Source organism: Lentzea pudingi, assembly GCF_014646255.1.
GTDB classification, from domain to species: Bacteria; Actinomycetota; Actinomycetes; order Mycobacteriales; family Pseudonocardiaceae; genus Lentzea; species Lentzea pudingi.
The window spans coordinates 686705-713627 of sequence record NZ_BMNC01000001.1 but is presented as its reverse complement, the minus strand read 5'-3'; the positions used below and the strand labels follow the sequence as shown (position 1 = coordinate 713627).

Below are 26923 nucleotides of genomic sequence, written 5' to 3'. Positions count from 1 at the left end.
GGCCCAGCGGTTCTCCGCGCGGTTCAACGTCACGGCCTTGATCGTCGTCGCCGGGATGGCGACCGCCACCGGGATCGCGGTCGTCGGACGCCTGCAAGGACACGGGCAGGACTGGGCGTACGGAACCGCCACGCAGGCCGCCATCCTCGTCGCCTTGGCCGCGGCGGTGTCACCGTGCCTCGACTGGTTCGACACGGGACCGGAACTCGATCAGGGCTCCGAGGCAGGCGAGCAGGGCGGTGGCGGTGACGGCCCCGGCGACGACCTGGGCCGGCGAACCGTGCCACCAGCCGAGAACGAGCACGACCTCGAACCCGACCGCCAGCCAGGTCAGTGACGTGGACCGGCGGTCGGCGCCCGCGATCCTGGAGTACAACAGGATCTGCACGAGCGACAGCAGCGATCCGACCAGGGCGAACGGCCACACCGGAAGGCTGCTCGCCGCGTAGGCCGAACCGCCGACGAGCGACACCACCGTGCGGCCGAACACCGCGCAACCCAGCACCACCACCGCGTCCACGGCGGCGCAGACGCCCAGCGCGATCGGCACGATCCGGCGGCGGGCCTTCTCGTCGGCCAGCTTGGGCAGGACGACGACGGCGATCGCGTACGGCAGCCAGTACGCGATCTTGGTGATCACCGAGCCCACCGCGTACTCCCCCGCCTCACGGGCGGGAAGGCTGTGCCGGGCCAGCACCAGGTCCAGGTTCACCAGCAGCACCAGCGCCAGCAACGCCTGCGCGGTGTGCAGCACGTCGCGCACGTGCCCCGCGGTGCGGCGGCCCGGCACCGGTCTGCCGCAGATCAGCCAGCCCACGAAGGCGACGACGACCGACCCCGCGACCGTCCCGGCGAACGCCCCGGCGGGCGTGCGGAACACGAGCAGGCCGAGCAGCGTGCCGCCGACCCGCCCGACCCCCTCGGTCGCGATCAGGTAGGCCATCGACCGGAACCGCTGCGTCCCCTGCAGAACTCCGTAGCACAGGCCGACGAGCGTGATCGGCGCGAGCGAGCAGGCGAGCAGCAGCACCGCCCACGGCCCCGGCAGGTGCAGCAACGCCATCAGCACGGGCGAGACGGCCAGCGCGGTGACCAGGACGGTGGCACTGGTCATCAGACCGAGCGTCACCAGCGGCCCGCGATCCTGTTCGGGCGCCCGCGCCACCCGCAGGGCGATCACGGTCTGCAAGCCCATCGCCGGCACCGCACCGATCGCCAGGAGCGCGAGCAGCGAGCCCATTTCCCCGAAGACCGGCGGCGCGAGCAGCCGCGCGGCGATCACCGTGAGCAGGTAGCTGGCGACGTTGCTGCCGCCGAAGGCCACCGCGACCGCGATCGCGTCGACGCGGGTCCTGGCCGGAAGTGTGTCCGCCACTGGCTTCGTCCCCTAGGTTACCGAGGGGTAATGGTCGGGGAACTATAGTCCCGCAGTCCAGGTTCCGGGCTGCCGGCGAGAAAAGTGGGTGCGATGCGGCTGGTTCTGCCCGCGGTGTCCGCCGTGCTCGCCCTGCTCGTGCTCACCCCGCTGCTCGGCCGCGGCTTCGTCCTGAACTACGACATGGTGTTCGCGCCGGACCAGTCGCTCCTGCCCGACGGCCTCGGCCTCGGCTCGGCGCTGCCCAGGTCGGTCCCGGCGGACGCGGTGATGTCGTTCGCGACCGCCCTGCTGCCGGGCGACGTCGTGCAGAAGATCGTGCTCCTGGCGGCCTTGTTCGCCGGTCCGCTCGGCGCGGGCAGGCTCGTGCCCACGAACTCGGTGGCGATCCGGGTCGTGGCCGCGGTCTGGTACGGGTGGAGCGCGTACGTGGCCGAGCGTCTTTTCATGGGCCATTGGCCGTACTTGGTCGCGTACGCCTGCCTGCCTTGGATCGCGGCGGCCGGGCTCGCGGTCCGCCGGGGGGAACCCAAAGCGCTCCCGAAGCTGATCCTGGCCTGCGCTCCCGCGGTCCTCACGCCGACCGGTGGAATCATCGCCGCGGTGCTCGCGGTGGTGTGCTCGGGCCGCCGCAGACTCGCGGTCACCGTGCCGGTCACGGTCCTGCTGAACATGCCGTGGCTGCTGCCTTCCGTGCTGCACCCCGGCGGCTCACTGTCCAGTCCGGACGGTGCCGGGGCGTTCGCCGCCAGGGTCGAGAGCTGGGGTTCTCCGGTCACCAGCGTGCTCGGCCTCGGTGGGATCTGGAACGCGGAGGTCGTGCCGGGCAGCCGGGAGATGCCACTGCTGCCGGTGATCACCCTGCTGTCGGTCGCCGTAGCCCTGGTGGGGCTGCGTTCGCTCGCGCCGCGATGGGGTCTGGCGCCCGCGCGTTCGTTCGTCGTCCTCGGCGCGATCGGCGTCGCGATCGCGGTGTTCGGCACGCTGCCGGGCGGTGGTGACGTGCTGGCGTGGGCGGTGTCCCACGTGCCCGGCGCGGGTCTGCTGCGGGACTCGCAGAAGTGGGCCGCGTGGTGGGCGCTCCCGCTCTCGCTCGGGTTCGCCCTCGGTGTGGAGGCGGCGGGGAGGTACCTGGCCAACAGGACCGCGCTCGTGGCGCTGGCGGCGCTGCTCCCGCTCATCACGATGCCCGACTTCGCCTGGGCGGGGCTGGGGCGTCTGCAGGTGGTGGACTACCCGGCCGACTGGAGTGCCGTGCGAACCGTGCTGGCGGCGGACGACGGAGCGGGCGACGTGCTGGCCCTGCCGATGTCCGCGTTCCGGCGGTTCTCCTGGAACGGCGACCGGACGCAACTCGATCCGGCGCCCCGGTTCCTGCCGAGGACCGTCGTCATCGACGACGTCGTGCACGTCGGTGGCAGACCGGTGTCCGGGGAAGACGGCAGGGTCGCGACGATTCGCCGGGCGATGGCCCGGAACGACGATCTCGGCGCGTTCGGGATCGGCTGGGTGCTGGTGGAGCACGGGACCCCCGGCTCGGTCGACCCCGGTGTGCTCAGGGGTCTGCGGGAGGTGTGGTCCGGGCCGTGGCTGACCCTCTACCGGGTGCCGGGGGTGATCGCGCCGCCACCGGCCGGAGCGCCGCGATCGCCTGTTGTCGCAGGAGATCTCGGCGCGGTGGCGGTTGTCGCGTCCGGCCTATTGTGGCTGCTGTTACCAGCCGGTAGATTCAGCCGATCTAGCCGCTCGCGGACAGTCGAGGAGTAAGCGTGCGCACATTGATCGGTGCCGTCATCGCGGTCGTCGCCGGGCTCGCGTTCGCCGGTGGCGGAACGTACGTCCTGGTCAACTCTCTCGCGCCGGACAAGGCCGTCCAGCTCAACAACGCCCCGGCGCCCAACAACTCCAACCCCGACACCGTCAACTACGGCACGCCGTAAGGTGCCGGGCCAGGCGACGCTGGACCGGTCGATCCGCCTGTTCAAGGCATTCCGCAACGAGCAGACCGACCGGGACACCTTCTACCGGTTGCTGGCCGAGGACTCCGCACGGCAGGTCGCCGAGTTCACCTCCCTCGCCGGCCGGAGTCTTCTCGACGTCGGTGGCGGCCCTGGGTACTTCGCCGACGCGTTCCGCGCGGCCGGCGCCTACTACGTCGGCCTGGATCCCGACGTCGGCGAACTGTCGGCCCGCGGCGAGTACGCCGAAGGGATGATTCGGGCCAGTGGCACGCGATTGCCCATCCGAACGGCCTCAGTGGACATCTGCTATTCGTCGAACGTGCTGGAACACGTGGACGAGCCGCGCACGATGCTCGACGAGATGGTGCGCGTGACGAAGCCCGGCGGGACGGTGTTCCTGTCGTTCACGCCGTGGTACTCCCCTTGGGGCGGCCACGAAACCTCGCCGTGGCACTACATCGGCGGCCATTACGCCCGCCGCCGATTCCGGGACAACCACGGCCAGGAGCCCAAGAACCGTTACGGGGAAAGCCTTTTCGCGGTGTCCGTCGGCTCGGCGCTGCGCTGGGCGCGGAACCACCCGGAGGCCGGCCTGGAACGCGCACTCCCGAGGTACCACCCGTGGTGGGCGACCTGGGTCGTGCGCGTTCCGGTGCTTCGCGAGGTCGTGTCCTGGAACCTCGTGCTGGTCCTGCGGAAAAACCCTTAGACGGTACGGCGGCGGCCGGCGAGCAGCAGGACGATGCCGGCGGCCAGCAGGACGCCACCCGCGATCCACAGGATCACTGGAAGGCCGGTGAGCAGCCACAGCTTGGACTTGTTGTCCTCGGCCACCCGCACGTTGGCGTCGACCGTCTTCTTGTTGAGCTCCAACGTTCCGTCGAACACCGCGGTGCCCTGACCCGCGCTCTCGTCCGAGGTGCGCAGCTCCTGCTTCACCGACTGACGCACCTTGATGAGCGCGCCGGTGTCCGGCTCGATCCACAGCGTCTTCTCCGCCTGGTAGTACAACCTGACCGAGACGGTCGGTTCGGACTTGCCGACCAGCGAGCCGGGCACGTCCCGGCCGTCGACGTCGGTGGCCGGCACGGACTGCTTGAACCGGTACACCGGCAGGCCCTGCAGTGTCTCCTCACCGTCGAACCTGGCGTCCACCGGCTTGCCCACCCCGCTGTCGTACCAGGGGTAGGTCCGCTTCTCGGTCTGGAAGGGGAACTTGAAGTTCAGGCCGGGGAACTGGACCTGGCCGCGCGTGCCAGGGATCTTCGTGTCCTTGCCGTTCTCCGGCTTGGCCTTCTGGACGTACTGCGTGGTGCAGGGCGCGACGGCCTCCGCGGTGAACCGGTCCAGGCACAGCTCACGCACGCTCGCGCTGAGCGTCCGCCTGTCCTCGTCCGTGATGCGGGTGGCCTCGACCCACGCGGTGACGCCGCCGTCGGCCTGGACCTCGGGCGCCCGCAGGTCACCGGAGACGTACGTGGTCGACGTCAGGCTGAGGTCGCGGCGGATCTCCGGCTGGGCCGGGCCTCCGTCCTTCTCCACGTAGACGAGTGCGGTGATGCCGCTGCCCTGGGCCACCGCGGTCGTGTCGGGGCTGTGCGGGATCTTGGCGAGGGCGGGATAGGCGTAGAACCGCAGCAACAGCCCGGTCGCGATCCCGAACACGCCGAGTCCGAGCAGGACGAAGGTCACACCGCGTCGCAAAGGTCCTCCTCAGGGGATGGGCCGTCGACGCGGCCCGTGGTTGCACTGTCGAGCAGGGTGGACACCACGGCGACGAACATCCGTCCGCTGGTGGCCCAGTCGAAACCGGCGGCCCAGGCCCGGCACGCGTCGGCCACGGCCGTGGCGTCGTCGGGGCGGGCCAGCAGCGTGAGAGCGTCGTGGATCGCGCCGCCGACGTCCTCGTCGTCCCGTACCAGCCAGCCGGTCTCCTTGTGCCGCACGGAGTCGCGCAACCCGTCGACCTCGCGGCAGACGGTCGGGACGCCGTGCGCGGCCGCCTCGATCACGGCCAGTCCCCAGCCTTCGCCGTCCGACAGGGTGACGTTGAGCCAGGATTCCCGCAGCAGAGCGCTTTTCGTCGAGTCGTCGACGAAACCGTGCACCACGACGGAATCCGCGAACGGTGCCGCGGCCTTGCGCACCGCGTCTTCGTCCGGTCCACGGCCGATCACGTGCAGGCGCAGACCGGGCCAGTGGCCGCGCAGCGTGCCGACGATCTCGATCAGCCGGTCGACCCGCTTGTGCGTGACGAGCCTGCCCAGGCACACCAGCGAGGGGTGCGAGGAACGTGTGCCGTCCGCGGACGACGGGTGGTCCGTGCCGTTGGGCACCACGAAGATCCGGCCACGCCAGGCGAGGCGCTCGCGCATCGCGCGTACGGTGGACCGCGACACGGCGACCGTCACCGCGTCGCGGTAGACCTTGCGCGCGGCAGGACCTTCGAGCCAGCGGCCGATCCGGGCCAGCCACGGCGGGAAATGCACGGCGAACTGGGCGTCGTGCACGTGGTGCACCACCAGCACGACCTTCGTCCACCTGGCGACCACCAGGGGGCTGAAGAAGGGGATCCCGTTCTGGCAGTCGATCACCAGGTCGATGCGGCTTCGGTTGCGCAGCAGCCACAACAGCGCCCAGAAGTACACCGTCCACCGGCCGCCGCGACGCACGGTCGACTCGTCGCCGCCGCTCTGCCCCTCCCCCTTGGCCGTGAGGAAGGTGACCTGCGCCCCGGCGGCGGCCATCGCATCCGCCATGCGGGCGGCGTACTCCTCGGCGCCACCGGCGTGCGGATGCCCGCGGTCGCGCCAGTTCACCACTACCACCCGCGCACCGTTGAGCGGTGGTCTCACTCAGGCCACCTCCGCCACGGATGTCATGACCGGGGCGACGACGGGCGTCTTCTCCGCGCCGAGGATCGCCCGGATCCTCGCGAGCGCGGCGAAACTGCGGTAGCCGTCCCGCATCGGGCGGAACGTGGACCCCGGCACGTCCCTCCAGCTCACCGGCAGTTCGACGATCATCGCGCCGATCCGTTGCGCCCTGGCGAGCAGTTCGACGTCGAACGCCCATCCCGGTGTGCGCAGCGGCCGGAAGATCGCGTCGGCGGTGTTCCGGTCGAAGAACTTGTAGCCGCACTGGGTGTCGCCGACGCCGGGCACGATCGTGTTGGCCGCGTGCCGAAAGGCCCACGCGCCTGCCTGCCGAACCTGGTTGTGCCTCGCACGCACGATCGAGTTCGGGTGCGCCCGCGATCCGACGACCACGTTCACGCCGGTGCTCAGGAACCTGAGCGTCGGCGTCAGCGCCGCCATGTCGGTCGCCAGATCGGCATCGCAGAAGCCGACGTAGCGGCTGTCGGTCCGCAGCACTCCGGTCCGCACCGCCGCGCCCTTCCCCGGCTGGGCACAGCGGATCAGCCGCACCGGGATCGATCCGGACCGGTGCTCTCGGGCGACCTCACCGCTGCGGTCGGTGCTGGTGTTGTCGACCACGACGATCTCGCACGGCTCACGGGTGGCCGCGAGCGCCGCCGTGAGCGCGGACAACGTGGCCGACAGCCGCGACTCCTCGTTGCGCACGGGCACGACAATGGAAAGCAGCGTCATGTCTTCGCCGCTGTTCCGGGCGCGCAGAACCCAGCATGGTGTCGCAAGAGTCCTCCCATGACGTGACGCAGGTCTCAGGACGGCGAAAGTTACCCAACGGTAGTTCCCTGGAAATAAAAGGGAAGTGTGATGTGTGTCACATCGTCTACGAAGTGACAGACACCTTCGAACTTTGTACCGTTCAGCGCCAAAAATTGAGCTGGACGGGCTAATCAGATGACCGATGACCGGATGGACATCTCCCACCGGACAAAGATCCGGCGATGCTCCCGTCACGCGCCAGGCGGGAGCATCGCCGATAGACGAAAAACGCAGGTCAAATCATCTGAATGGATCTACCTACATGCCGAAGTAGCAGGTCAGGCGCTCCTGGTACCACCAGTCCACGCACTCGACGTCGCCATCCCAGGCGTCAGTTGCACATCGGTTCAAGCACGTTCTCGACCCTGGACGCAAGAAAGCAGCCACCCGATTTAAATAGGTAACGGATATAGTCCGTTCCGTAACGAAGCAAGGATTTCAGCCACAGCACGATCAACGTGTCCATTCACGGGCGAGCACCCGGCCACCCCTCGGCCCGCGACCAAGAGCTGACCGGGAAGACCGAGCGAGTGCACAAGGACAACTACGACGTCTATAGGGCTCGCAAGGTGTGGAGGCAGCTGAGCCGGGAGGGCGTCCGCTTGGCCCGTTGCACCGTCGAGCGGCTCATACGCGAGAGCGGACTCGTGGGCCGGCAGGTCGCCACCAGCCTCCACACGGATTTGCCGCTCGACGCGCTGCGGATGGCGCTCTGGCGCCGCCAGAGAACCGGCGCCAACCTGGCCGGGCTGGTGCACCACAGCGACCGCGGAGTGCAGTACCGGGCGGTGCGCTCCACCCAGCGTCTTGCTGAGGCCGACGCTGTCGCATCCGTTGGCAGCAAGGGAGATTCCTACGACAACGCCATGGCCGAGGCATTCAACTCGTTGTACAAGGCCGAACTCGTCCGAAGCACTAAACGCCACGCTCAGCGTGGCGTCAACGCGATCACCGTGCCGGGACGAACCCAGCGCAGGATCGACACCAGCGTGCTCGCCGGGATCGCCACACAGCCAGCAGTCGCGGCACCGTTCGTCACGTGCACGAAGAACGCGCTACCTCCGCCAGGGACACGCTGGGCGTTCACACCCATCACCAAGGCGTAGTCGTACACAGCGCCGTAACTGGCAAGGTTCTCCGACCTGCTCTCGTTGAACGGACACGTGCCACGAGCACACCGCTGATGAGTGTTGTAGTCAGGACTGTTGACGTCACTGACCCACCAGTCCGAGCTGTCGACCTGGAAGTACGACACACCCGCACCAGGGTCGGCCTGCCTGCCGAACGCACCAGTGATCTCGAAAACCCCGGCCGGCGTCGCAGACGACGACTCCCCGTAGGAACTGGAGATACCAGGCGGTCCGACCTTCGCCGCGACACCACCGAGCACCCGCGCCCACTCACTCCCGGACTTCTGCCACGTCGACAACGTCGCATCCGAACCGCCCTCACCCATCACCGAGATCACCTGAGTCGCGCTACCCACACGACCGGCGAACCATGGCTTCGCACCGGCCCGCACCGAAGTCAGGGGCGCATCCACGACAGAAGGCCGCGGCGGAAGCGACCTGTCAGCGGCAGACGACGTGGACGTACTGCTCGCTGACGACGGCGTGGACGTGCCGCCGGCCAACGACGACGCGGTACTCGGACCGGGGCTGCTCGGATCGGCAGACGAAGTGGCCGCCATCAACTCAGCGGACGCGGGAGGCCGCAGATCCGCGACACTGGTGACAGCAGCGTGCCGAGACCCGTTGGCGGACACCACGACGAAGGTGGCGACGACAACCGCGGCCACGACGGGGCACAGAACTCGGACCGCGAGGGGAACCTTTGCCAGACGTCTGAACATCCCGCTCTCTTCACGTGCACGAGGTGGCGCGATCCACGCCACCGCTTCGAACTGATCAGGTACAGGACAGTAGCGAGGTGTTCACCGCGCGGCCTCTGGCCGTGGGTGAACACCTCGCTACTGGCATGGCAATCATCACCGCAAGACCGACCAGCGCCCAGAGGACGGCAGCGCGCCCATCCGGGGCGTTTGGGACACGCGGCGGAAGTCAGATCCGGCGGGCCATGTCCAGAATGCGGTGGCGGAGCCAGCGGTGGGCAGGGTCGGTCTCCAGACGCATGTGCCACATCAAGGACACCGTCACCTCGGGAGCCGGAAAAGGCAGCTCGAACGAAACCATTCCCTGCCGCAGGTTCGCGCTGTGCCGCTCGGGCACCGAAGCGACCAGGTCCGACGCCCGCGCCAGCACCAATGCCGCACCGAAGCTGTCCACGACCGTCACGACCTGCCTCTGGTGGCCCATGGGGCGCAGCGCCTCGTCTATCAGCCCCTCGGACAAACCGCGGCGGGACACGTGCACGTGCCGGGACGCGGCGTACTGGGCCAACGTCACCGCGCCGCTGCTCAATGGGTGCTCGTCGCGCACCACCCCGACAAACCGGTCGGTGAACAGCGGCGTGCTCACCACGTCCGGCGGCAGGACTTCCTGGACCACGCCGGTCTCCAAGTCGACGGTGCCGTCCCGCAAAGGCCCGGTGTCCCTCGTCGCCTTCTGCAGGAACCGCAGCCGTACCCCCGGCGCCTCTTGTGCGATCCCCGCGACGAGTGCGGGACCGAACCGCTCCACGAACCCGTCGCTGCTGCGCAACGAGAAGGTCCGCTCCAAGCTCGCCAGGTCCAGTTCCTCGCCTGGCCGCAACACCTCTTCGGCCTCCCGCACCAGAGCACGGACCCGCTCCCTCAGCTCGACCGCGCGTGGCGTGGGCACCAGTCCGCGGCCCGCGCGCACCAGCAGCGGGTCACCGGTGGCCCGTCGCAGCCGTGCCAGCGCGCGGCTCATCGCCGACGGGCTGAGGGCGAGTCGTTCACCGGCTCGCGTGACGCTGCCCTCTTCGAGCAGGACGTCCAGAGTGACCAGCAGGTTCAGATCGGGCCGTGCCATGCGTTCAGCATCGCTGACATGGCGTCTGGTGCACAATTCGGTTGCGATCTTTGCGTCTTCCGCCACATCACAGACGGACTTACGTTCGGGACGACCCCACGAAGACCGGATGTGGAAGAGGCCGTTCCCTTGAGATCAACAACCACACCGCACCCGCCCCTTGCGGGGGCGCTCACCGCGCTCTCGTTGACCATGCTGTTGCCGTCCTTGGGCATCAGCATCGCCAACGTGGGCCTGCCGACCATCGCGGTGGCCTTCAACGCGGCCTTCGGCGTGGTCCAGTGGGTCGTGATCGCCTACCTGCTCGCGGTCACGACTCTGGTCGTGGGCCTCGGCAGGCTCGGCGATCTGCTGGGCAGACGCCGCCTCCTGCTGGGCGGCATCACCACGTTCACGCTGGCCACCCTGCTGTGCGGGATGGCGCCCACCCTCCCGGTGCTGATCGCCGGCCGCGCGCTCCAGGGCGTGGGCGCCGCCTGCATGATGGCGCTGGCCATGGCGTTCGTGGGCGAGATGGTGCCCAAGGGCCGCACCGGCCGCGTCATGGGGCTGCTGGGAACGATGTCGGCGATCGGCACGGCGCTGGGCCCGTCGTTGGGCGGTGCGCTGATCGCCCTGTCGGGATGGCGGGCGATCTTCCTGGTCTGCGTACCGCTGGGGGTGCTCGCGCTCGTGCTGGCCCACCGCGTGCTACCCGAGTCGGCACCGGGCAGCGGGCGGTTCGACGTCGTGGGCACGGTGGTGCTGGGCATCACGCTGGGCGCGTACGCCCTGGCGGTGACCGTGGACAAGGCTTCAACGGCGGTCGTGCTGCTCGTGGTCGCGGCGGTGGGAACGGGGGTGTTCCTGGTCGTCGAGCGTCGGGTGACCTCGCCGTTGGTGGACCTCACGATGGTGCGCGACCCGATCCTCATCGCGGGACTGACGACCAACGCGCTGGTCTCGACCGTCATGATGGCCACGCTGGTGGTAGGTCCGTTCCACCTGGTCGGCGCGCTGGGCCTGAACCCGGCGTTGGTCGGTCTGGCGATGTCGGCGGGCCCGGTGGTGTCCGCGCTCACCGGGGTCCCGGTCGGCCGCGCCGCCGACCGATTCGGGAGCGCGACGATGGTGGTGATCGGACTGGGCGGTGTCATCAGTGGCTCGGCGGTGCTGGCCGTGATGCCCGCAGCGGCCGGTGTCACCGGGTACGTGCTGCCGCTGGTGGTGGTCACCGCTTCCTATGCGTTGTTCCAGGCCGCCAACAACACCGCGGTCATGAGCAACGTCCCGGCGCGGCGGCGCGGTGTCGTGTCGGGAACGCTGCACCTGTCACGCAACCTGGGCCTGATGACGGGCGCGTCGGTGATGGGCGCGGTCTTCGCGTTCGCCGCCGGCACAGGTGAGGTCACCACGGCCGCAGCGGCCGAGATCGCACGCGGGACGCGCTGGACGTTCGGCGTCGCGGCGGTGCTCGTGGCGTGCGGCCTCGCGGTAGCGGTGGGACTGCGACGACGTTCCGGATCGCCTGTGTCATGAGCAAGCCGACCGCATCGAGTTGTCCTGACGATCCGCCGGTTCGTACTCGCGCTCGAACTATCCGACGCGATGACCAGGTTGGGCAGAGATCCAAGCACACCTACCCTGCGCACAACCCGCATGCTGTTGCGAGGTAAGGATTCCGGCCAGCGGGACGCGCACTCAGGTGCGAGACACCTTGTCGAGGAGGTTCTTCGCGACGTCGCGGAGTTTGACGTTCTCGTTCTGGGACTGCTGAACGAGCATGGTGAAGGCCTCGTCAGCCGTACAGGAGTGCACCGCCATGAGGACTCCCTTCGCTTGTTCGATCGCCGCTCGCGAGGCCATCGCGGTCTCGAGGTGCTTGATCTGCTCGCGGGATCTCTGCCACTGGTGAGCGTTGGCGATGGCAGCACCGGCCGCGGTGGTGAACAACAGCATCACGCTCTCGTCGAACGGGTCGAACGCCGTCGCGCTGTAGCTGTAGATGTTGAGCGATCCCATGTGCACGGCATCGTTGCGATCCGACGCCGGCAGCATCACGGGCACGGACAGGTAGGCGCGTACGCCGTGTTGGTCCGCCGCTGACTCGAATTCCGGCCAGGTATCACTGTTTTCGCCGACGACAGCGCGCACAGCGCTCAGGGTGCGGGCAGCCTCCAGGCAAGGACCGCGGTTGGCGCTGTACTGCTTCTCGTCGATGTCGATGAGAGTGGTGTCGCTGGCTGCCACAGTTCTCGGTCGCTCGGGGTCAACGGTGATCGTGACAGCGTCCGCGTCCTGGATCGCTCTCGTCGCGGTGTCAGCGAGGCGCTGCAATACTTCTTCGAGAGGCTCCTGTGCGGTGAATCCATCGCGCAGCATCGCCAGCGCGGTAGTCGCCTCGTCCACCCGCTCCACCGGGTCGAGCCGCTCAGCGTCGTCGGCGGGGTGCGTCTTTTCCTGCCCGGGCAGGTTCGTGAGGTCATCCATGCCGCGTCGCCTTTCGACCGGAGCGAGTTCGCGGCGCTGGATTCTCAACGCACTCACGGCGGATGATACGGCGCGAGGTCATCCGGCGACCACGTCACCCCGGATGAGGAAACCGAACCGGCCGATCCGATGCGGATGATTCGGCGATGCCGCAGATGTTTCACCATGGATCGGTTAGCACCGCTCCCGCCTGCTCCGGTGTTCGGCAGAGGCGATCAGAATCCATGGAGCCAGGAACGCCTTTGTTCAGCAGCGCCGCGCCAGCAGTGTGATCGAGTCGGCGCAGCTCAGCGGAACTGGCTGCGCGATCTCGCCGTGCGTGCGCCGGAGATGAACCTCGCCCCACCTACGAACTCCCTCGACGACGGGTAGGACCGTCTGCCCGTAAGGCGTGAGCCGATAGATGACGGGCGCGGGAACTGGTCCGGTCACCACGCGTTCTACCAGCCCGTCGGCCTCGAGTTGGCGCAACTGCTCGGCCAGCACCTTGGGAGTGATCGGCGCGCCCCGGCGGCGCAGCCCGGCGAAGTGGAACTCGCCGTGGGCGAGCCAGTAGAGGAGGGTCAGTTTCCACTTTCCGCCGATCGCCGCGAACGCGGCGGCCATCGGGCAGCCGGGCAACGGGTTGGGGCGTGAGGGGTTACCCGTAGGTGCCTTCTTGTCCATGGCCTCACTCCGCTCGCATAGTCAGGCCATGACCTTGCCATACAAGCGAATCCTGATTCCGGTCTTCTCCGTCCTCATGGTGGTCGGGACGGCCTCATCAGGCGACGCCACAAGTCTCCTCGACTCGCAGGCCACTGCTGATGGTCAACGCGACTTCGACTGGGAGATCGGTAACTGGCACACGAGTGTGCGTGTGCTCGCCGAGCCGCTGTCGGAGTCAGCGGACGAATGGCTCCAGTTCACGGGCACCAGCCTCGTACGCCCTCTTATGGATCGGCGCGCGAATGTCGTCGAGCTGAAGGTCGCCGGGCCGAGCGGACGCGTCGAGGGCCTGAACATCCGGCTGTACGAGCCGCAGGCGAAGAGGTGGAGCTTGAGCTTCGTCAACATGCGCGACGGGCTGCTCACGCCGGCCGTGTACGGCGGCTTCCACAACGGCGCGGGCGAGTTCTACGGTGACGATCAGCTCGCCGGCCGCCCGATCAAGGTGCGTTTTCTCGTCTTCCGCCAGGGGCCCGACAAGGCCAGGTTCGAGCAGGCCTTCTCCGGCGACGCGGGAGCGACGTGGGAGACGAACTGGATCGCCATCGACCGCCGAGTCTCCTAAGTGGTCCGTGCTGGTTGACCGCAACCGGACATCGTCCAATGCCTCGCAAAAACGTGAGATACTGGGCATCCACGCCCGTCCTGGTTCACACCGGGAGGCGCGGCTCTCACCCCGGAGCGGACGCTGCCTCATCCAGGCGCGTTTCACCGCCCCCGGTCGTTTCCCGCCATCACTCCACGCTCAGATCCGCGCGCAAGAACCCCACAAGGGAGATCTCCCATCACCGCTGCTGCGCTCACGCCGACCCTGGCCGCCCCCCGCACCCTCACCGACATCTACGGCCCCGACATCGCCGTCTGCGCACGCCCCGCCCAGGAACCGGCGGTGCCGTCGAGCAGGCACCGGAACACCCGCGACGTTCTGTCCGCTCGCCCCCTCGCCGTCGCCGGCGGCACCCCGGTCATCAGCAGTGCGGGCGGCACCGAACCCAATCTTGTCGCCGCCCTCCGCGACGGCGGTCTACCCGTCGGCACCGACTCGCGCGAGTTCCGCACCGAAGCCGAGTTCCACGCCCGCGTCACCGAAGCGCTCAGCGACGGCCTGCGCCTGTCCATGGAATACCCGCAGCCCTTCAGCCCGTACCCCGACGAACGCTTCGTGAAAAGCGCCGAGCTCGTCGGCTACCTCAACAACAAGGCCAGCATCAGCACTTTCGTCGACCCGCGCTTCCAAGCCCGCCGCCAGGTCGTCACCATCGACGAACTCGCCCAGGTCGCGCCCGCCGAGAAGTCCTGGGTCCTCAAAGCAGCGACCAACGCCGCTCATGGCGCCAGCCTCGACGTCTACCTGCATCGAGCAGGGGACCTGGTGACCCTGCCCGCGTTCACCGACATCCTGACCGAGGTGGTCGTCGAGGAGTACCTGCACATCCACCGCAACTGGGGCGTGCAGCTCTACGTCGCCGCCGACGGCAAGGCACGCCTGCTCGCCGTGACCGACCAGCGCATCGACGCCGACGGCGTCTACACCGGGGGCCGCTTCGGGCTCGTCGTGCCTCTGCCCGCCGACCTGCTCACCGAATGCCTCGCGATCGCCCAGCGCGCCGCGGACATCGGCTACCGCGGTGTGTGCAGCCTCGACTGCGCCCAGACCCACGACGGCAGACTCGTCATGCTCGACCTCAACTTCCGCATCACCAGCGGGTCCGTTCCGCTGCTGGCGTTGCACACCATCCGTCCCGACGCCCTCGGCCGCCCATCGGAGTCCATGAAACTCACCACCGCCGCCCCCATCGCCGCACTGCTCGCCGCACTGCGGCCCGCGCTGCAGCGCGGCGGGCTCCTCGTCACCGGCGGCCACGACACCCGCCTCACCGACAACCCGGTCAACCAGGCCACGCTGCACCTGCTCGTCTTCGGCGACGATCCTGACGACGTCACCACCCGCCGCACCGCGCTCGAAGCGATGTATGGCCGCCGCTGACGCGGATGATCAGCGGATGCGGTCACACGAGGAGTGATGACTTCGCCGAGGTGCGCAGCCGGCAGCTGTTCCACCCCGGCTGCCAGCTGATCAACGCCCTGATACCAGCGAAGTCGAGACAGGTGACCGCGCGCAGATCCGCGACCACGCCCGTCGGGGTGAGCGCGATTTGGTCCAGCAACGCGGCCTCGACCAACGGCGCGCTGTTGTGGCCAATCTCGCCGGTGTCGTCGTGGCGCAGAAGAGCGTCCATCAGCTGTCTGATCGCCTCAGGCACACGCGGCCAGAGTCGCGCTCACGCTCGGGTGCACGTGCAGCACCTGATCTACCTCGGTGATCCTCATCGGGCGCAGCACCACAAGGTTTCCGGCCACGACGGCGAGCTTCGTTCCCGCGGTTCGATCAACAGGCCACGCGCGAGGAGCGCGAGCTTGATGCGGTTGTCCGTCTTCGTCTTGGCCATCAGGCTGGCCACGCGCGACTTGACTGTCGTCGCCCCGAGATGCAGCTTTCCAGCGATCTCGAGGTTTCCCATGCCCTGACCCACGAGGTCGAGGATCGAGGCGGAGTGGTGCGGTTACGAAGATCAGGTGCTGCGTCGTCGAAGTTTCGGCTGCGTGAGTGCGGGCGGCGTATAGGCGACATCAATCGGCCCGACATCGGTTCCCGGCGCGACCACTTCGTCGATCCTGTCCAGGAGGTCGTCGTCGAGGATGGTGCCGGCGCCCGCGAGCAGGTCGTCGAGTTGAGCAGGCGTGCGGGGACCGATGATCGCCGACGCGACTGACGGGTGCGCGGTCGCGAAAGCCAGCGCGAGGTGGGGCAACGCCAACCCGGCCTGGTCGGCCAGTCCGGCGAGCGCTTCGACGGCATCGAGCTTGCGTTCGTCGGTCATGTGTTCGCCCGCCCAGTGCAGACGGCCGCTCGACACCCGTTCCGCGCTGCCCTTGCGAAGGCGCCCTGCGAGCAGACCCATCGCCAACGGGCTCCACACCAGCACGCCCAGCCCGTATCGCTCACAGACCGGCAGGACCTCACGTTCGATCCCGCGGTTGAGAATCGAGTAGTGCGGCTGTTCGGTCCGGAACCGGGCCAGCCCTCGCCGTTCCGCGACCCACTGCGCCTCGACGATGTCCGACGCCGGCATGTTGGAGTGGCCGACCGCGCGGACCTTGCCCGTGCGCAGCAGATCGGTCAGTGCGCCGAGAGTTTCCTCGACGTCGGTACCGGGTTCGGGGTGGTGCGCTTGGTAGAGATCGATGTGGTCGACCCCCAGACGACGCAGAGACCCTTCGACCGCCGACACGATCCACCGTCGCGAACTGCCGCGGCTATTGGGATCGGCCCCCATCGAGCCGTTGAACTTCGTGGCCAGGACGACATCGTCGCGCCGGCCTCGCAGGGCCTTGCCGAGGGTCACCTCGGACTCGCCGCCGCCGTAGACATCGGCGGTGTCGATGACGTTGATGCCGCCGTCGAGGGCACGGTGGACGATGCGTGCGCAGTCGTCGGCATCGGGGTTGCCGTACGGGCCGAACATCATGGTGCCCAGGGCGAAGTGGCTGACCTGGAGTCCGGTCCGGCCGAGCGGGCGTGTGTGCACGAGGTTTCTCCTGGCGGCATCGGAAAAGTGCGGCCGATGCCGACGGCACTTTTCAGGCATTGGTCACGCTGCTGGACGCGATCGGCGGAAACGTCGACGATCGCGCTCAGGTCATGGGTGTCCGGAGGAGCAGCTGTGGACCGAAAACGTCGATCTCACGCCGCTCGACAGGTGGGTGCTGAGCCGGAAGCCCAGCGACGACACTCACGATGTCAGCAGAACCGGCCAGAGAACGTCCTCTACTTCCGGGGGATTGGCTCATGCGGACTCGCCGAACCGGTGCAGTGCGATGGTCTCCCACAGCACCATGGCGGGAGCACTAGTTCGCGGGGAGGGAGCCCTCGTACCTACTTCTGCTTCCGGATCGCCTTCACTGCTTCGTCCACGGATGGAGCCAGCGGGAGCACCTGAGTCAACGCACTGGCCATCAAGGGACGAGCGGCAGCGACCGCCACAGCCACGATGGCGAGTTCCACTCCATCACGCTGTGTCCGCGCGTACAGCTCCAGCAGCATCGACAACGCGGACGAGCCCATGAAGTCGACGGCCAGCTCCACCACCAGACCCACCGGCTTCTTGTCCGCGTGCTCGAACAATGCCGTGCCCACACGGTCGACGCTGATCATGTCGAGTTCGCCGCTGATGACAGTGACGAGGACGCCGTCCTGGTCGCTTGTCTGCATGCCGGCCACTTCGCTCGTCTCGCCCGCAGTCACTGAACACCTCACTCAGAGATCCCCGACAGTTCTAGTCTCACGATGTTACGAACTACGGCGACCTCCGGCATGATCAGCGCGACTGCTCGGCCGCCGTCGGTCCGCTACAGGCGCAAACCTGCCGCACGTGACGACGCCGCCTCATGAAGCGGGCAGGAGCCTCACCGTGACAACTGCGAGGCCCCTGCCACCAGACCCCGTCGTCAGGGGACGGTCACGCCGAAGTCGCGATTGGCAGTCGCGAAGTCCTGGAAGCCAAGCCGTGCGCCGCCGGCGCTGTGCAACCACGGAGCGGCCGAGGAGTGCCCGAGTGCTGACACCACAGCCTGACTACCTCTGGTGGCTGTGATCAGCACATCGGCGTCCCTCGCGTCGCCCACGACCAGTTCGGCCTGCCTGGGAGACCACGCGCGTTCCGGGTCGCGCTCAGCCGAGCAGCGCGGTGACGTTGGCTCGGTCGGCGCCGAGGGTCACGTAGAGCTGCGCCCATTGCTTGTCGAAGTCGGTGGCTTTGTGGCTGTCGCAGAAGGGTTTGCTGCCGTGTGCGGTGTAGTAGCGCAGCAGCGACAAGGTTTCGCCCGTGCTGCGCATCGACTCGTCGGTGTAGCGCGGTCCTGGCGGCTGGGACTGGTGACGCATACAGGTCAGCTCCGCGCCACCCTCGTTGTCGAAGACCGGACCTGGCTCAGGTGACGAGGCACAGGAGATCAGGCCGAAAGCACAGCACAGGAACAGGATCGAAACGCGCATCGCACCTCCTATTCGAACAGGGCTCGGGCGGTCAGCCCGAGGCCCACGACGAGAACGAGCCCGGCGGTGATGGCGGGCAAAGCAATGAAGCGGTCCCGGAAGCGTTCGACGGCGGCCAAGCGGTCGCGCAGGCGGACCAGGAGCAGGCCGACGGCGGTGAGCGTGGTGGCCATGCCGAGGCCGTAGCCGAGGACGAGCAGAACACCGAACCAGGTGCGGCCCAGGGCGATCGCGCCGAGCAGCACCACCAGAGCCGAGGGGCTGGGAACCAGGCCACCCGCGACGCCCATGCCGATCAGGCCACCGCGACCGACACGGTGTCCGTGTCCATGTCCATGCCCGTGTCCGTGTCCATGTCCGTGACCGACGGCGACAGGCTGACGCTGCAGTGCGGAGCGCAGGAGGAACGCGCCGATGGCGGTGACGAGGACTCCGCTGGCAACGCCGAGCATCCGCAGCAGGGATTCGCCGGCCAGTGCGCTCGTGGCGCTGATGGTCAGACCTAGGAGCAGCACTCCGAGGGTGTGGGTGAGGGTGACGGTGGCACCGACGACGACAGCATCACGTGCGGTGCCGTCACGTCCGGCGAGGTAGGCCGCGATGACGGTCTTGCCGTGTCCGGGCAGTGCGGCGTGGGAGGCGCCGAGCAGCAGGGACAGCAGCACGGCGAGGATGCCGATCAGCGGGGTGAGGTCCTGCTTGCCGGCGAGGTCGGTGAAGGCGCGGGTGGCCGTGCCGATGAACGTGCTACCGCCTTGGGCCGCGATGGTTCCGGAGGCCGCACTGGTCCCAGGTTCCACACGCAGGTCCACCGTGCGGACGTCGAGCGGATTGGCCAGCAGGTCGTCGGGGTAGGCGCGGAGCTCGTCGCTGGAACTCGTCGCCGGGACGGGCGGGGCGATCAGTGCGATGCCGTCGCCGGTCGCGGTCATCTCGTGCCAGCCGACGCGGTTGGGCCGGTAGGTGTCGCGCACGGACACTGAGGCCGGGGCACTGAGCTGGGCGGGAGCGGTGAGCCAGCACGTGAACCGGGTGGTGGCCAGCCCGGCCTCGCCTGCCGGGAACTCGATCGAGGCCGATCGCAGCGCCACGGTCGTTCGCGTGCCGTCGACGGTCACTTCCAGGCTGCTGCGCACGGTGTCGCATTCACGGTCGGCGTAGTCGCTCTGGCGGGCTGGTTGTTCTTGCAAGGTCGGGATCTCGGCGAGGTCGATGACGGAGACGAGTTCGACCCGGTCGGGGTGCACGGTGATGGCGTGGTGGTGGTTGATCGTGAAGTTGCCCAGTGGGTGGGCTGTGGCGCTGGCGGGAAACGCCACCAAGGCCAGCGCTGCGAGGGCGAGGACGACGAGTGCTTTCATCGCAGACCGTCCAGTGCCGCGCGGGCGGCGGGAGCGTCCACGAGCGAAAAGTGCGGGTTGATCCTCAGTGCGGAGTCGAGTGCGTCGGCGGCCTCCGCGGTGCGGCCGAGGGCGCGCAGGATCATGCCTCGGTGGTAGGCGAACGTCGCGTTGCGCCAGCCAGTCGCGGCGGCGCGGTCGGCGTACGGGAGAGCTTCGGCGTCACGTCCGGCGAGGTGCAGCGCCCACGCCAGTGCGTCCGCCACGAGTGGGTGCTGCCTGCGAGCCCATTCGCGTTCCGCGGCGGCCAGCGCGGCGGCGGGATCACCCCGATCGGCGGCGGCGACCGAGGTGGCCAGGTCATCGGTGCTGCCCGCGGCGGCGAGCAGCCGCTCCTGCTGGGCGAGGAGGTCGAACTGGCGGGCGGCGTCGTCGGTGCGGCCCGCGCCGCGCAGCAGGACGGCGTATTCGTGCAGGTACTGCGGTGAGGGCACACGCGCCACGAGGCCGGCGTAGGCCGCGAGCGCGTCATCGAGGTTGCCTCGGGCGGCGGCGACCTTGGCGCGTCCCTGCAGCAGCGCGGGGTCGAGCGGGTCGATCAGCAGGCCCTGCTCGTACTGGGTGGAGGCTTCGTCGAGGTCGCCGTTGTCGAACGCCAGCTCACCGAGCTGGTAGCGGCTGAACAGCGTGTCGGTGGGTGAGGAGGAGGCGTCGAGTGCACGGGTGAGGGCCTGGCGGGCGGAGTCGACCTCGCCGCGCTGTTCGAAGTCGTAGGCGGCGCGGGTGAACGCCGGTACGCCGGGCTCGAGGTCGAGCATCCGTTGCACAGCTGCCCGCGCCTCGTCAGCCGCGCCCAGCTGGGTGAGGGCGTCGGCGAGCACTCCGTAGACCTCGGCGGTGTCCGGCCGCACGGCACGGGCGCGTTCGGCCTCGTCGCGGGCCGCGGCGAAGTCGTGGCGCGCGTTGGCCAGAGCGCCGAGACCGAGGTGGGCGAGACCGTTGCCCTCGGGTCGGTGACGCAGAGAGCTCTCGAGCGCGCCTTGCGCTTTGCCGTAGAAAGCCGGGTCACCGGTGATCCGGGCCTGTTCGACGTAGGCCGAGCCGAGCTGAGCCCAAGTGTCGGCGTCGCTGGGAAGGCGCCGCAGCCGATCCTGGGCGGCGGCGATGGTGCGCTGTACGTCGCTGCGGGCGACGGCTGCGCCCTGGCCGGGAGGGACTGGGTCGTCGCCGCGGCTCAGCGCGGTCGCGGTCGTGGCGAGCAACGCGACGCCGGCGGTGATCGCCAGCACTGCGATGATCTTGCGGCGGTTCATGGCGCGCTCCGTGGGTTGCTGCCGAGTCAGGTCACGGGACGTGCCGGGAGACGGGCGGTCGCACCCGTCCCCCGGCACGCTGTCATGCGAGCGCGGGAACCGCGGTCCGCACTGGACGGCGGCCCAGCAGCCAGACGCCCGAGCCGATCAGCAGCGCCGCGAGGACGCCGTTGAGGATCAGCCCGTCCGGCAGACCGCCACCACCGGCGCCACCACCGGCCGCCGGTGCCAGCGCACCCGCGGAGCCGGAGTTGACCGCGGTGTTGGCGGGCAGTGCTACGTACGGGAACGAGGTGCCGAACGCCTTGTCGTTGGCGTTGACCTTGTCCCCGGTCGCGAGTGCGGGCACGATGCCGCTGACCGCGGCGCCTTCCAGCGCCTGCACGCCGATGTCGACGACGTCGTCGGTGAGCCGGCGGCCGTTGGGGAAGCCCTGCAGGTCGCCGGCGAGCACGCCCAGCCGGTTCGGCGACGCCGCCGGCGGGATGGACGTGTTGAGCCGCAGCTGTTCGGACGGCGTGAACTTCTTCGGGTTCACGTCGGCGTTGTTCAGCTGCGAGTTGAGGTCGGCCTTGATCGGCCCGCCTGCCTTGGTGGTGATGCCGGTCAGGAAGATCTCCACCAGGTCGTTGCGCGGAGTGGCCGGGGCGGGGATGCCGTAGATCGCCTGGATCAGCTTCGGCACCTCCGGGTCGGTGACCCGGTTGACCAGCTCAGGGGTCTTGCCGTCGCGGTCGGGAGTGAGGGCGTTGAACCTGTCCTTCAGTCCCGCCGGCACGACGACCTCGTTGACCAGCGGGTTGCCCAGGCGCGAGACCTGCACGAACGGGCCGACCGCGCGGGACTCCCCCGGGCTGAGGATCATCGACTGGCGTTCGGTGTCGCTCCACACCCCGATGACCGGGTTGCGGGTCGCGTCACCCTTGAGCGCCAGTTGCGACTTCGGGACCTGCAACGCGATGGTGTTGACGTTGTAGCCGCGCAGCGTGTCCTGGCCGACCTCGGAGAGGTTCCCGCCGTAGAGCAGGTCGAACACCCGCAGGTCGAGGAAGAACGCGTCGTCGGCCTGCCCGACGTAGCTCTTGCCCCCGCCTGGCACGTCGGTGATCGCCTGGGCACGGAGCGCGCCGTAGTCCGGCATCGACGCCGGGCCGGTGTTGGACGGCGCGACCTTGCCCGAGCGGATCAGCTTGCGGTCACGGCCGTCGCGGTCGATCAGCTCCAGCGTGTAGGTCTGCCGGAACAGCAGGTTCTCGTCGTCCAGCGACGTGACCGGCCCGTTGTTGTACAGGAAGGTCGACTTGCCCCGGCGGTCGTCTGTGCGGAAGGTCCACCGGTAGGTCAGATCCGCCTTGGCGTCGCCGTCGTTGTCGATGTTGATGTCGTAGCGGGCGTCGGTGGCCCACGGGTAGAAGTTCGGCCCGCCGTTCGGCTCCTGGAACGGCGACCAGTTCGCGACGAGCGTGACCGTGTCCGGTTTGTCGGGGCTGACGAACGCGTACACGTCGGTGTTGTCCACCGCGGGATCACCCGCGATCAACGGAGCTTCTCGGTGGCTCGACGCACCGGCCGGACCTGAACCGCCGATCAAACCAGCCGCGAGCACTGTGCTCCCGACCGCGATCAGACTTGCCGCCACGCGTCGTCGACGACGCGTGGGAGGGGGTGCTGACATGCTCCATCCCTTCGGATCGATGTCCGTCCGGAGCGACACCCGCCACACGGACAGACGCCACCCATTCGGCACCGATGCATCGAAGGCTTGCTAGGTTCACTCGAATGCCCTCTTGCACACCGCTGGCATCAAAGAGGCGGTCGCGCGGACCAAGGTCCACTTCGGACCGGAAGCGCTGCGCTCGCTGACGAAGAACACCAGGTCCGGTTCGCCGCACGAAGCAATCCGGTCAACGGACGGTTTCGAATCAGTGGCGTGAATCCGGGACGGGCGCGTGCGATCAACCCGCACTTGCTGACCGGCGCCCACGCACTCGGTGCGCTGCCCGATGCGGAGCTCGCTGACTTCGAAGAACACCTGGCCGAGTGTCCCGCCTGCGCCGACGAGGCCGGCGAACTGAGCGAGACCGCCGCGGTGCTCGGCAACGCCGTCGGTCACGTCTATCCGATCGCCCTGCGGCCACGGGTGCTCGGCGCGGTCCAGTGGGTGCGGCAGGTTCCACCGTCGTCCGAACGTGTCACGGTCTTGACGAGGCGTCAAGGTCTCTGGCGCGCCGGAGCTCTCGCCGCCGCTGCCTTGCGCGGCCGCCGGCGCGAATGACGCGCTGACGACGTCCGCGACGACTCCAATGGCTGCTGCTCCGCACACGCAGCAGGGTCGTCGGGGTCCGCGAAGCCCTACTCACCGCTGAACGGTGGCGTCCACACGCGACAACAGGTCTGACCAGCAGACGCGAAAACTCCGGGAACCGCCTGCACAGCGCGGTTCCCGGAGTCGCGGCACTACTGCCCTGGAGATGTCAGGCGGGCAGCAGGACCGAGTCGATGAGGTACACGGTCGCGTTCGCGGTGTGCACGCCGCCGCAGATCACGTTGGCGTCGTTGACCTTCAGCGCGTCCTTGGAACCGCTGACCTTGACGGTGCCGGTCTGCACGGTCTTCTGGTCACCGACGATCTTGTCCGGGGAGATCTGGCCGGGAACGACGTGGTAGGTCAGGATCTTGGTCAGCAGCGCGTCGTCGGTCTTGAGCTTCTCGATCGTCGCCGCGTCGATCTTAGCGAACGCGGAGTCCACCGGCGCGAAGACGGTGAACTCGGCGCCGTTGAGCGTCGAGACGAGGTTGACCTTCGGGTTGAGCTTGCCCGACACCGCACTCACCAGAGTCGTGAGCAGCGGGTTGTTCGACGCGGCGACGGCGACCGGGTCGGCGGCCATGCCGGTCACGGAACCCGCGCCGGACGGGACCTGCTTCGCGTAGTCGGCACAGCCGGGACCGACGAGGTCCTTGGCCGGGTCCGCCATCGCGGCGGACGACTGCGTGGTGGTCGTGGTGGGCGCGGTGCTGGAGGAACCGCTGCTGGCCATGTCACCCGAACCGCACGCCGCGCCGAACAGGGCGAGCGAGACGGCGCCGACGGCGAGAACGGTGTTGCGGACGGTCTTGTTCATGACGGGACTTCTCCAAGAGGTGAACGGGGAGGTTGCTACTGGTGATTCGCCGCCCCTCGGGAGTCGGATGGGTGCGGTTATCGACCCGTTACCAACATTTCCGAGAATCTCGCGTGACCAGCGCAAACAACCGTCGGTCCACAAGCGACGATCGACGCCGTTCACTCTTTCGTGTTGCCAAGCACTTTGCCGGCACGGGCAATCCGCGAGGCGGTCGGTGGCGAAGCACGGGCATCACGCATTTCCGTCAATCCGAGTAGGGCTCCCCCATGCTGACCCTCGCACTGATCGGTCTGATCGGCGGCCTGGTCACCGGCATCTCGCCGTGCATCCTTCCCGTCCTGCCCGTCATCTTCTTCTCCGGCGGCACGCAAAGCCCCCGCACGACGACCGCGGAGAACAGCGGCGGAGTCGCCGTGGCGACCAAGCCGGCGTCGCGGAGCAGGCCCTACCTCGTCATCGCCGGGCTCGTCGTCAGCTTCAGCCTCGTCACGCTGTTCGGGTCGTTGCTGCTGTCGATCCTGAACCTGCCGCAGGACGTCCTGCGCTACGCCGGGATCGTCGTGCTCGTCCTGATCGGCATCGGCCTGATCGTGCCGCGCTTCGAGCACCTGCTGGAAAAGCCCTTCACCTGGATCCCGCAACGCAATCCCGACGCCAGCCGCGGTGGGTTCACCCTCGGCCTCGCGCTCGGCGCCGTTTACGTCCCCTGCGCCGGACCTGTGCTGGCCGCCATCACGGTCGCGGGCTCCACCGGCCGGATCGGCACGGAGACCGTGGTCCTCACGCTCACCTTCGCCGTCGGCGCGGCCATCCCGCTGCTGGTCTTCGCGCTGGCCGGTCGCCGCGTCGCCGAGCGGGTGCAGTCCTTCCGCAAGCGTCAGCGCGGCATCCGCATCACCGCGGGCATCGTGATGATCGCACTCGCCCTCGGCCTGGTGTTCAACCTGCCACAGCTGCTGCAGCGCGCGATCCCGGACTACACCAGTTCGTTGCAGGACAAGGTGAACAACTCCGAACAGGTCAAGAGGGCACTCAACCTCGGCGGCCTGGTCAACGACCAGAACAAGGACCTCGACAAGTGCTCCGACGGCGCGCCCGAGCTGGAGAGCTGCGGCACGGCACCGGACATCACCGGCGTCCAGCGGTGGCTCAACTCGCAGCCGCAGGAGCTCGAGTCGTTGCGCGGCAAGGTCGTGATGCTCGACTTCTGGGCCTACTCCTGCATCAACTGCCAGCGCTCGATCCCGCACATCACCGCGTGGGACAAGGCCTACCGCGACGCCGGCCTGCAGGTCATCGGCATCCACTCCCCCGAATACGCCTTCGAGAAGGAACCCGCCAACGTCCAGGCAGCCGCCGAGAACTTCGGCATCACCTACCCGGTCGCCCTGGACAACAACCTCGACACCTGGACCAACTACCGCAACCGCTACTGGCCCGCGCACTACCTGATCGATGCCCAGGGCACCGTGCGGCACATCAAGTTCGGTGAAGGCGAGTACGACGTCACCGAGAAGCTCATCCGGCAGCTGCTGAACGACGCCAAGCCCGGCGTCCGGCTCCCCGCCGCGACCGACCTGGCCGACGACACGCCGGTCAACGCCGACATCACCCGCGAGACCTACCTCGGTTCCACGAAGCGCGTGAACTTCGCCGGCACCGAGACCTACACCAGCGGCGAGAAGTCGTTCCAGTTCCCCGAGAACCAGGCCACCGACTCGTTCGCGCTCTCCGGCGCCTGGAAGCTCGACACCCAGTCCATCAGCCCCACCGGCGAGTCCGGGCAGATCAAGCTCCACTATCGCGCCAAGGAAGTCCGGATGGTGTTGTCCGGCAGGGGAACCGTCACGGTCGTGGACAACGGGAAGACCAAGACCATCCAGGTCGACGGTACCCCGAACTCGTACCAGCTCCTGGCCACGACCACGATCCAGGGCGGTTCGCTCACCGCGACCGTCGGCGCCGGCGTCCAGGCCTTCTCGTTCACCTTCGGATGATCAGGACCACCATGCAACTCGCTGACGTGACCACGGATTCCTTCGACAACACCGTTCTCGACGCGGACAAGCCCGTTCTCGTCGACTTCTGGGCCCCCTGGTGCGGCCCGTGCAAGCAGCTGAGCCCGATCGTCACCGGCATCGCCGAAGAACACCAGGACAAGATCGCTGTCGTGCAGGTCGACATCGACGCGAACCCCGACATCGCCGTCCGCTACAGCGTGCTCAGCATCCCCACGCTGATCCTGTTCTCCGCGGGCCGGCCCGTTGCCACCCTCACCGCACCACGCAACCGCGCCACGATTCTCAAGGCGCTGTCCTCCTGGCTCTGAACACCAGCAGAGACGACTGGACCCCGGCAGCCACCAGGCAGTCGGGGTCCAGTCGTGTTCCGCGCTTTCGTCGTGGAGCAATCCACAGCGCTCGCGGCTCCGAACCACCACCATGAAACGAGGAGACACCGCTCCGGACTTCACGCTGCCCGATCACAACGGCGACCCCCGCACGCTGTCCGACTTCCTGGCCACCGGCCCGGTGGTGCTGTTCTTCTACCCGATGGCGTCGTCCGGCGGCTGCACCCAGGAGAGCTGCCACTTCCGCGACCTGGCGGAGGAGTTCGCCGAAGTCGGCGCACACCGGATCGGCATCAGCCCGGACGCGACGCGCAAGCAGCGAACGTTCGCCCTCGCCAACAACTTCGACTACCCGCTGCTGTCCGATGTGGATGGTGCCGTGGCGAAGCAGTTCGACGCTTGGCGGCGCTTCAGCCCACTGCACGCGAAGCGGCGCACCTTCGTCATCGACACCGACCGCCGGATCCTCGAGGTGGTCAAGAGCGAGCTGAAGTTCGACGTCCACGCCGACCAAGCGCTCGCCGTCCTCCGGGAAGAGGCGAACAGGCACGCCTGACCGGCGGTTCGCCCGTCCGGG

Annotated in this window: 27 protein-coding genes and 1 pseudogene; 11 read left to right on the top strand and 17 right to left on the bottom strand. The window is 68.4% G+C overall.

Annotation, left to right across the window (positions count from 1 at the left end; all coding sequences use genetic code 11):
- Positions 1 to 169: 169 nt before the first annotated feature.
- The gene (locus tag IEY88_RS45400) at positions 170 to 1375 is read right to left on the bottom strand and encodes a lipopolysaccharide biosynthesis protein (RefSeq protein ID WP_189153008.1); all 1206 of its coding nucleotides are present in this window, start codon (positions 1373 to 1375) and stop codon (positions 170 to 172) included.
- 93 nt (positions 1376 to 1468) lie between these two features.
- Between IEY88_RS45400 and IEY88_RS03210 the strand changes: the two genes are divergently transcribed.
- Genes IEY88_RS03210 through IEY88_RS03200 form a run of 3 tightly spaced genes read left to right on the top strand, consistent with a single transcriptional unit; the run spans position 1469 to position 4045 of the window.
- The gene (locus tag IEY88_RS03210) at positions 1469 to 3142 is read left to right on the top strand and encodes an MmpA family trehalose lipid delivery protein (protein ID WP_189153007.1); all 1674 of its coding nucleotides are present in this window, start codon (positions 1469 to 1471) and stop codon (positions 3140 to 3142) included.
- 2 nt (positions 3143 to 3144) lie between these two features.
- Positions 3145 to 3315, top strand: a complete 171-nt coding sequence (locus IEY88_RS03205) for a DUF2613 family protein (protein WP_189153006.1) — start codon at positions 3145 to 3147, stop codon at positions 3313 to 3315.
- 31 nt (positions 3316 to 3346) lie between these two features.
- Positions 3347 to 4045 (top strand): class I SAM-dependent methyltransferase, encoded by a 699-nt coding sequence (locus IEY88_RS03200; protein ID WP_189153529.1) that lies wholly within the window; start codon positions 3347 to 3349, stop codon positions 4043 to 4045.
- On the opposite strand, the gene pgfA is transcribed toward IEY88_RS03200, so the two are convergent.
- From pgfA to IEY88_RS03185, 3 genes are read right to left on the bottom strand one after another with little or no spacing between them, the layout of a single operon-like run.
- Complete coding sequence (gene pgfA / locus IEY88_RS03195) at positions 4042 to 5040, bottom strand: cell envelope lipid trafficking protein PgfA (RefSeq protein WP_189153005.1); 999 nt, start codon at positions 5038 to 5040, stop codon at positions 4042 to 4044. The genes IEY88_RS03200 and pgfA overlap by 4 nt on opposite strands.
- On the bottom strand, positions 5025 to 6191 hold the full coding sequence (locus IEY88_RS03190; protein WP_189153004.1) for a glycosyltransferase family 4 protein: 1167 nt from the start codon (positions 6189 to 6191) through the stop codon (positions 5025 to 5027). The genes pgfA and IEY88_RS03190 overlap by 16 nt, the downstream gene beginning before the upstream one ends.
- Positions 6192 to 6947 carry a glycosyltransferase gene (locus IEY88_RS03185; RefSeq protein WP_189153003.1) on the bottom strand — a complete coding sequence of 252 codons (756 nt, stop codon included), beginning with the start codon at positions 6945 to 6947 and terminating at the stop codon, positions 6192 to 6194.
- Between the two features lie 578 nt (positions 6948 to 7525).
- Here IEY88_RS03185 and IEY88_RS44020 point away from each other — a divergent pair.
- Positions 7526 to 7936, top strand: a pseudogene (locus tag IEY88_RS44020) (IS3 family transposase); the annotation flags it as partial.
- Between the two features lie 20 nt (positions 7937 to 7956).
- Here IEY88_RS44020 and IEY88_RS45395 read toward each other — a convergent pair.
- A complete protein-coding gene (locus IEY88_RS45395; protein WP_373294028.1) occupies positions 7957 to 8484 on the bottom strand; it encodes a L,D-transpeptidase family protein in 528 nt (175 codons plus the stop codon).
- A 604-nt stretch (positions 8485 to 9088) separates the two neighbouring features.
- Positions 9089 to 9982 carry a LysR family transcriptional regulator gene (locus tag IEY88_RS03175; RefSeq protein WP_189153001.1) on the bottom strand — a complete coding sequence of 298 codons (894 nt, stop codon included), beginning with the start codon at positions 9980 to 9982 and terminating at the stop codon, positions 9089 to 9091.
- Positions 9983 to 10174: 192 nt separating this feature from the next.
- Between IEY88_RS03175 and IEY88_RS03170 the strand changes: the two genes are divergently transcribed.
- Entirely contained in the window at positions 10175 to 11500 is a 1326-nt protein-coding gene (locus tag IEY88_RS03170; protein ID WP_189153528.1) for an MFS transporter, read from the top strand.
- Between the two features lie 162 nt (positions 11501 to 11662).
- Here IEY88_RS03170 and IEY88_RS03165 read toward each other — a convergent pair whose 3' ends face one another.
- Together IEY88_RS03165 and IEY88_RS03160 are read right to left on the bottom strand one after the other, a co-directional pair.
- Entirely contained in the window at positions 11663 to 12451 is a 789-nt protein-coding gene (locus IEY88_RS03165; RefSeq protein WP_189153000.1) for an ANTAR domain-containing response regulator, read from the bottom strand.
- Between the two features lie 246 nt (positions 12452 to 12697).
- On the bottom strand, positions 12698 to 13117 hold the full coding sequence (locus tag IEY88_RS03160) for a winged helix-turn-helix transcriptional regulator (RefSeq protein ID WP_229693043.1): 420 nt from the start codon (positions 13115 to 13117) through the stop codon (positions 12698 to 12700).
- 28 nt (positions 13118 to 13145) lie between these two features.
- Here IEY88_RS03160 and IEY88_RS03155 point away from each other — a divergent pair, with 28 nt between their 5' ends.
- Complete coding sequence (locus IEY88_RS03155) at positions 13146 to 13724, top strand: hypothetical protein (RefSeq protein ID WP_189152999.1); 579 nt, start codon at positions 13146 to 13148, stop codon at positions 13722 to 13724.
- Between the two features lie 123 nt (positions 13725 to 13847).
- Positions 13848 to 15146 (top strand): hypothetical protein, encoded by a 1299-nt coding sequence (locus IEY88_RS03150; RefSeq protein ID WP_505744050.1) that lies wholly within the window; start codon positions 13848 to 13850, stop codon positions 15144 to 15146.
- Positions 15147 to 15168: 22 nt separating this feature from the next.
- Here IEY88_RS03150 and IEY88_RS03145 read toward each other — a convergent pair whose 3' ends face one another.
- From IEY88_RS03145 to IEY88_RS03110, 8 genes are all read right to left on the bottom strand, one after another.
- Positions 15169 to 15399: an STAS domain-containing protein gene (locus IEY88_RS03145; RefSeq protein WP_189152997.1), complete on the bottom strand. Its 231-nt coding sequence runs from the start codon at positions 15397 to 15399 to the stop codon at positions 15169 to 15171.
- A gap of 87 nt (positions 15400 to 15486) precedes the next feature.
- Positions 15487 to 15705 carry a LuxR C-terminal-related transcriptional regulator gene (locus tag IEY88_RS03140; protein ID WP_268241213.1) on the bottom strand — a complete coding sequence of 73 codons (219 nt, stop codon included), beginning with the start codon at positions 15703 to 15705 and terminating at the stop codon, positions 15487 to 15489.
- 27 nt (positions 15706 to 15732) lie between these two features.
- Entirely contained in the window at positions 15733 to 16749 is a 1017-nt protein-coding gene (locus IEY88_RS03135; RefSeq protein ID WP_189152996.1) for an aldo/keto reductase, read from the bottom strand.
- Between the two features lie 347 nt (positions 16750 to 17096).
- Entirely contained in the window at positions 17097 to 17465 is a 369-nt protein-coding gene (locus IEY88_RS03130; RefSeq protein ID WP_189152995.1) for an STAS domain-containing protein, read from the bottom strand.
- Between the two features lie 426 nt (positions 17466 to 17891).
- Positions 17892 to 18215, bottom strand: a complete 324-nt coding sequence (locus IEY88_RS03125; RefSeq protein WP_189152994.1) for a hypothetical protein — start codon at positions 18213 to 18215, stop codon at positions 17892 to 17894.
- A gap of 8 nt (positions 18216 to 18223) precedes the next feature.
- A complete protein-coding gene (locus tag IEY88_RS03120; RefSeq protein ID WP_189152993.1) occupies positions 18224 to 19576 on the bottom strand; it encodes a High-affinity nickel-transporter in 1353 nt (450 codons plus the stop codon).
- A complete protein-coding gene (locus IEY88_RS03115; RefSeq protein ID WP_189152992.1) occupies positions 19573 to 20868 on the bottom strand; it encodes a tetratricopeptide repeat protein in 1296 nt (431 codons plus the stop codon). Before IEY88_RS03115 ends, IEY88_RS03120 begins: the two co-directional genes overlap by 4 nt.
- Before the next feature lie 82 nt (positions 20869 to 20950).
- Positions 20951 to 22543, bottom strand: a complete 1593-nt coding sequence (locus tag IEY88_RS03110) for a DUF4331 domain-containing protein (RefSeq protein ID WP_189152991.1) — start codon at positions 22541 to 22543, stop codon at positions 20951 to 20953.
- Positions 22544 to 22798: 255 nt separating this feature from the next.
- Between IEY88_RS03110 and IEY88_RS03105 the strand changes: the two genes are divergently transcribed.
- Positions 22799 to 23143 (top strand): zf-HC2 domain-containing protein, encoded by a 345-nt coding sequence (locus IEY88_RS03105; protein WP_189152990.1) that lies wholly within the window; start codon positions 22799 to 22801, stop codon positions 23141 to 23143.
- A gap of 199 nt (positions 23144 to 23342) precedes the next feature.
- Here IEY88_RS03105 and IEY88_RS03100 read toward each other — a convergent pair whose 3' ends face one another.
- Complete coding sequence (locus tag IEY88_RS03100; protein ID WP_189152989.1) at positions 23343 to 23993, bottom strand: fasciclin domain-containing protein; 651 nt, start codon at positions 23991 to 23993, stop codon at positions 23343 to 23345.
- Positions 23994 to 24262: 269 nt separating this feature from the next.
- Between IEY88_RS03100 and IEY88_RS03095 the strand changes: the two genes are divergently transcribed.
- From IEY88_RS03095 to IEY88_RS03085, 3 genes are all read left to right on the top strand, one after another.
- Entirely contained in the window at positions 24263 to 25993 is a 1731-nt protein-coding gene (locus IEY88_RS03095; RefSeq protein WP_189152988.1) for a cytochrome c biogenesis protein DipZ, read from the top strand.
- Positions 25994 to 26019: 26 nt separating this feature from the next.
- Positions 26020 to 26325 carry a thioredoxin gene (trxA, locus tag IEY88_RS03090; protein WP_308425950.1) on the top strand — a complete coding sequence of 102 codons (306 nt, stop codon included), beginning with the start codon at positions 26020 to 26022 and terminating at the stop codon, positions 26323 to 26325.
- 112 nt (positions 26326 to 26437) lie between these two features.
- Positions 26438 to 26902 carry a peroxiredoxin gene (locus IEY88_RS03085; protein ID WP_189152986.1) on the top strand — a complete coding sequence of 155 codons (465 nt, stop codon included), beginning with the start codon at positions 26438 to 26440 and terminating at the stop codon, positions 26900 to 26902.
- Positions 26903 to 26923 lie beyond the last annotated feature (21 nt).

Excerpts from the sequence above, each read along its gene's own strand:
- IEY88_RS03125 (WP_189152994.1), bottom strand. The coding sequence starts at position 18,215 with ATGCGCGTTTCGATCCTGTTCCTGTGCTGTGCTTTCGGCCTGATCTCC.
- IEY88_RS03120 (WP_189152993.1), bottom strand. The coding sequence starts at position 19,576 with ATGAAAGCACTCGTCGTCCTCGCCCTCGCAGCGCTGGCCTTGGTGGCG.
- IEY88_RS03175 (WP_189153001.1), bottom strand. The coding sequence starts at position 9,982 with ATGGCACGGCCCGATCTGAACCTGCTGGTCACTCTGGACGTCCTGCTC.
- IEY88_RS45395 (WP_373294028.1), bottom strand. The coding sequence starts at position 8,484 with ATGGGTGAGGGCGGTTCGGATGCGACGTTGTCGACGTGGCAGAAGTCC.
- IEY88_RS03110 (WP_189152991.1), bottom strand. The coding sequence starts at position 22,543 with ATGTCAGCACCCCCTCCCACGCGTCGTCGACGACGCGTGGCGGCAAGT.
- IEY88_RS03170 (WP_189153528.1), top strand. The coding sequence starts at position 10,175 with ATGCTGTTGCCGTCCTTGGGCATCAGCATCGCCAACGTGGGCCTGCCG.
- IEY88_RS03210 (WP_189153007.1), top strand. The coding sequence starts at position 1,469 with ATGCGGCTGGTTCTGCCCGCGGTGTCCGCCGTGCTCGCCCTGCTCGTG.
- IEY88_RS03145 (WP_189152997.1), bottom strand. The coding sequence starts at position 15,399 with ATGGACGCTCTTCTGCGCCACGACGACACCGGCGAGATTGGCCACAAC.
- IEY88_RS03155 (WP_189152999.1), top strand. The coding sequence starts at position 13,146 with ATGACCTTGCCATACAAGCGAATCCTGATTCCGGTCTTCTCCGTCCTC.
- IEY88_RS03085 (WP_189152986.1), top strand. The coding sequence starts at position 26,438 with ATGAAACGAGGAGACACCGCTCCGGACTTCACGCTGCCCGATCACAAC.
- IEY88_RS03100 (WP_189152989.1), bottom strand. The coding sequence starts at position 23,993 with ATGAACAAGACCGTCCGCAACACCGTTCTCGCCGTCGGCGCCGTCTCG.
- IEY88_RS03185 (WP_189153003.1), bottom strand. The coding sequence starts at position 6,947 with ATGACGCTGCTTTCCATTGTCGTGCCCGTGCGCAACGAGGAGTCGCGG.
- IEY88_RS03160 (WP_229693043.1), bottom strand. The coding sequence starts at position 13,117 with ATGGACAAGAAGGCACCTACGGGTAACCCCTCACGCCCCAACCCGTTG.
- IEY88_RS03165 (WP_189153000.1), bottom strand. The coding sequence starts at position 12,451 with ATGGATGACCTCACGAACCTGCCCGGGCAGGAAAAGACGCACCCCGCC.
- IEY88_RS03095 (WP_189152988.1), top strand. The coding sequence starts at position 24,263 with ATGCTGACCCTCGCACTGATCGGTCTGATCGGCGGCCTGGTCACCGGC.
- IEY88_RS03115 (WP_189152992.1), bottom strand. The coding sequence starts at position 20,868 with ATGAACCGCCGCAAGATCATCGCAGTGCTGGCGATCACCGCCGGCGTC.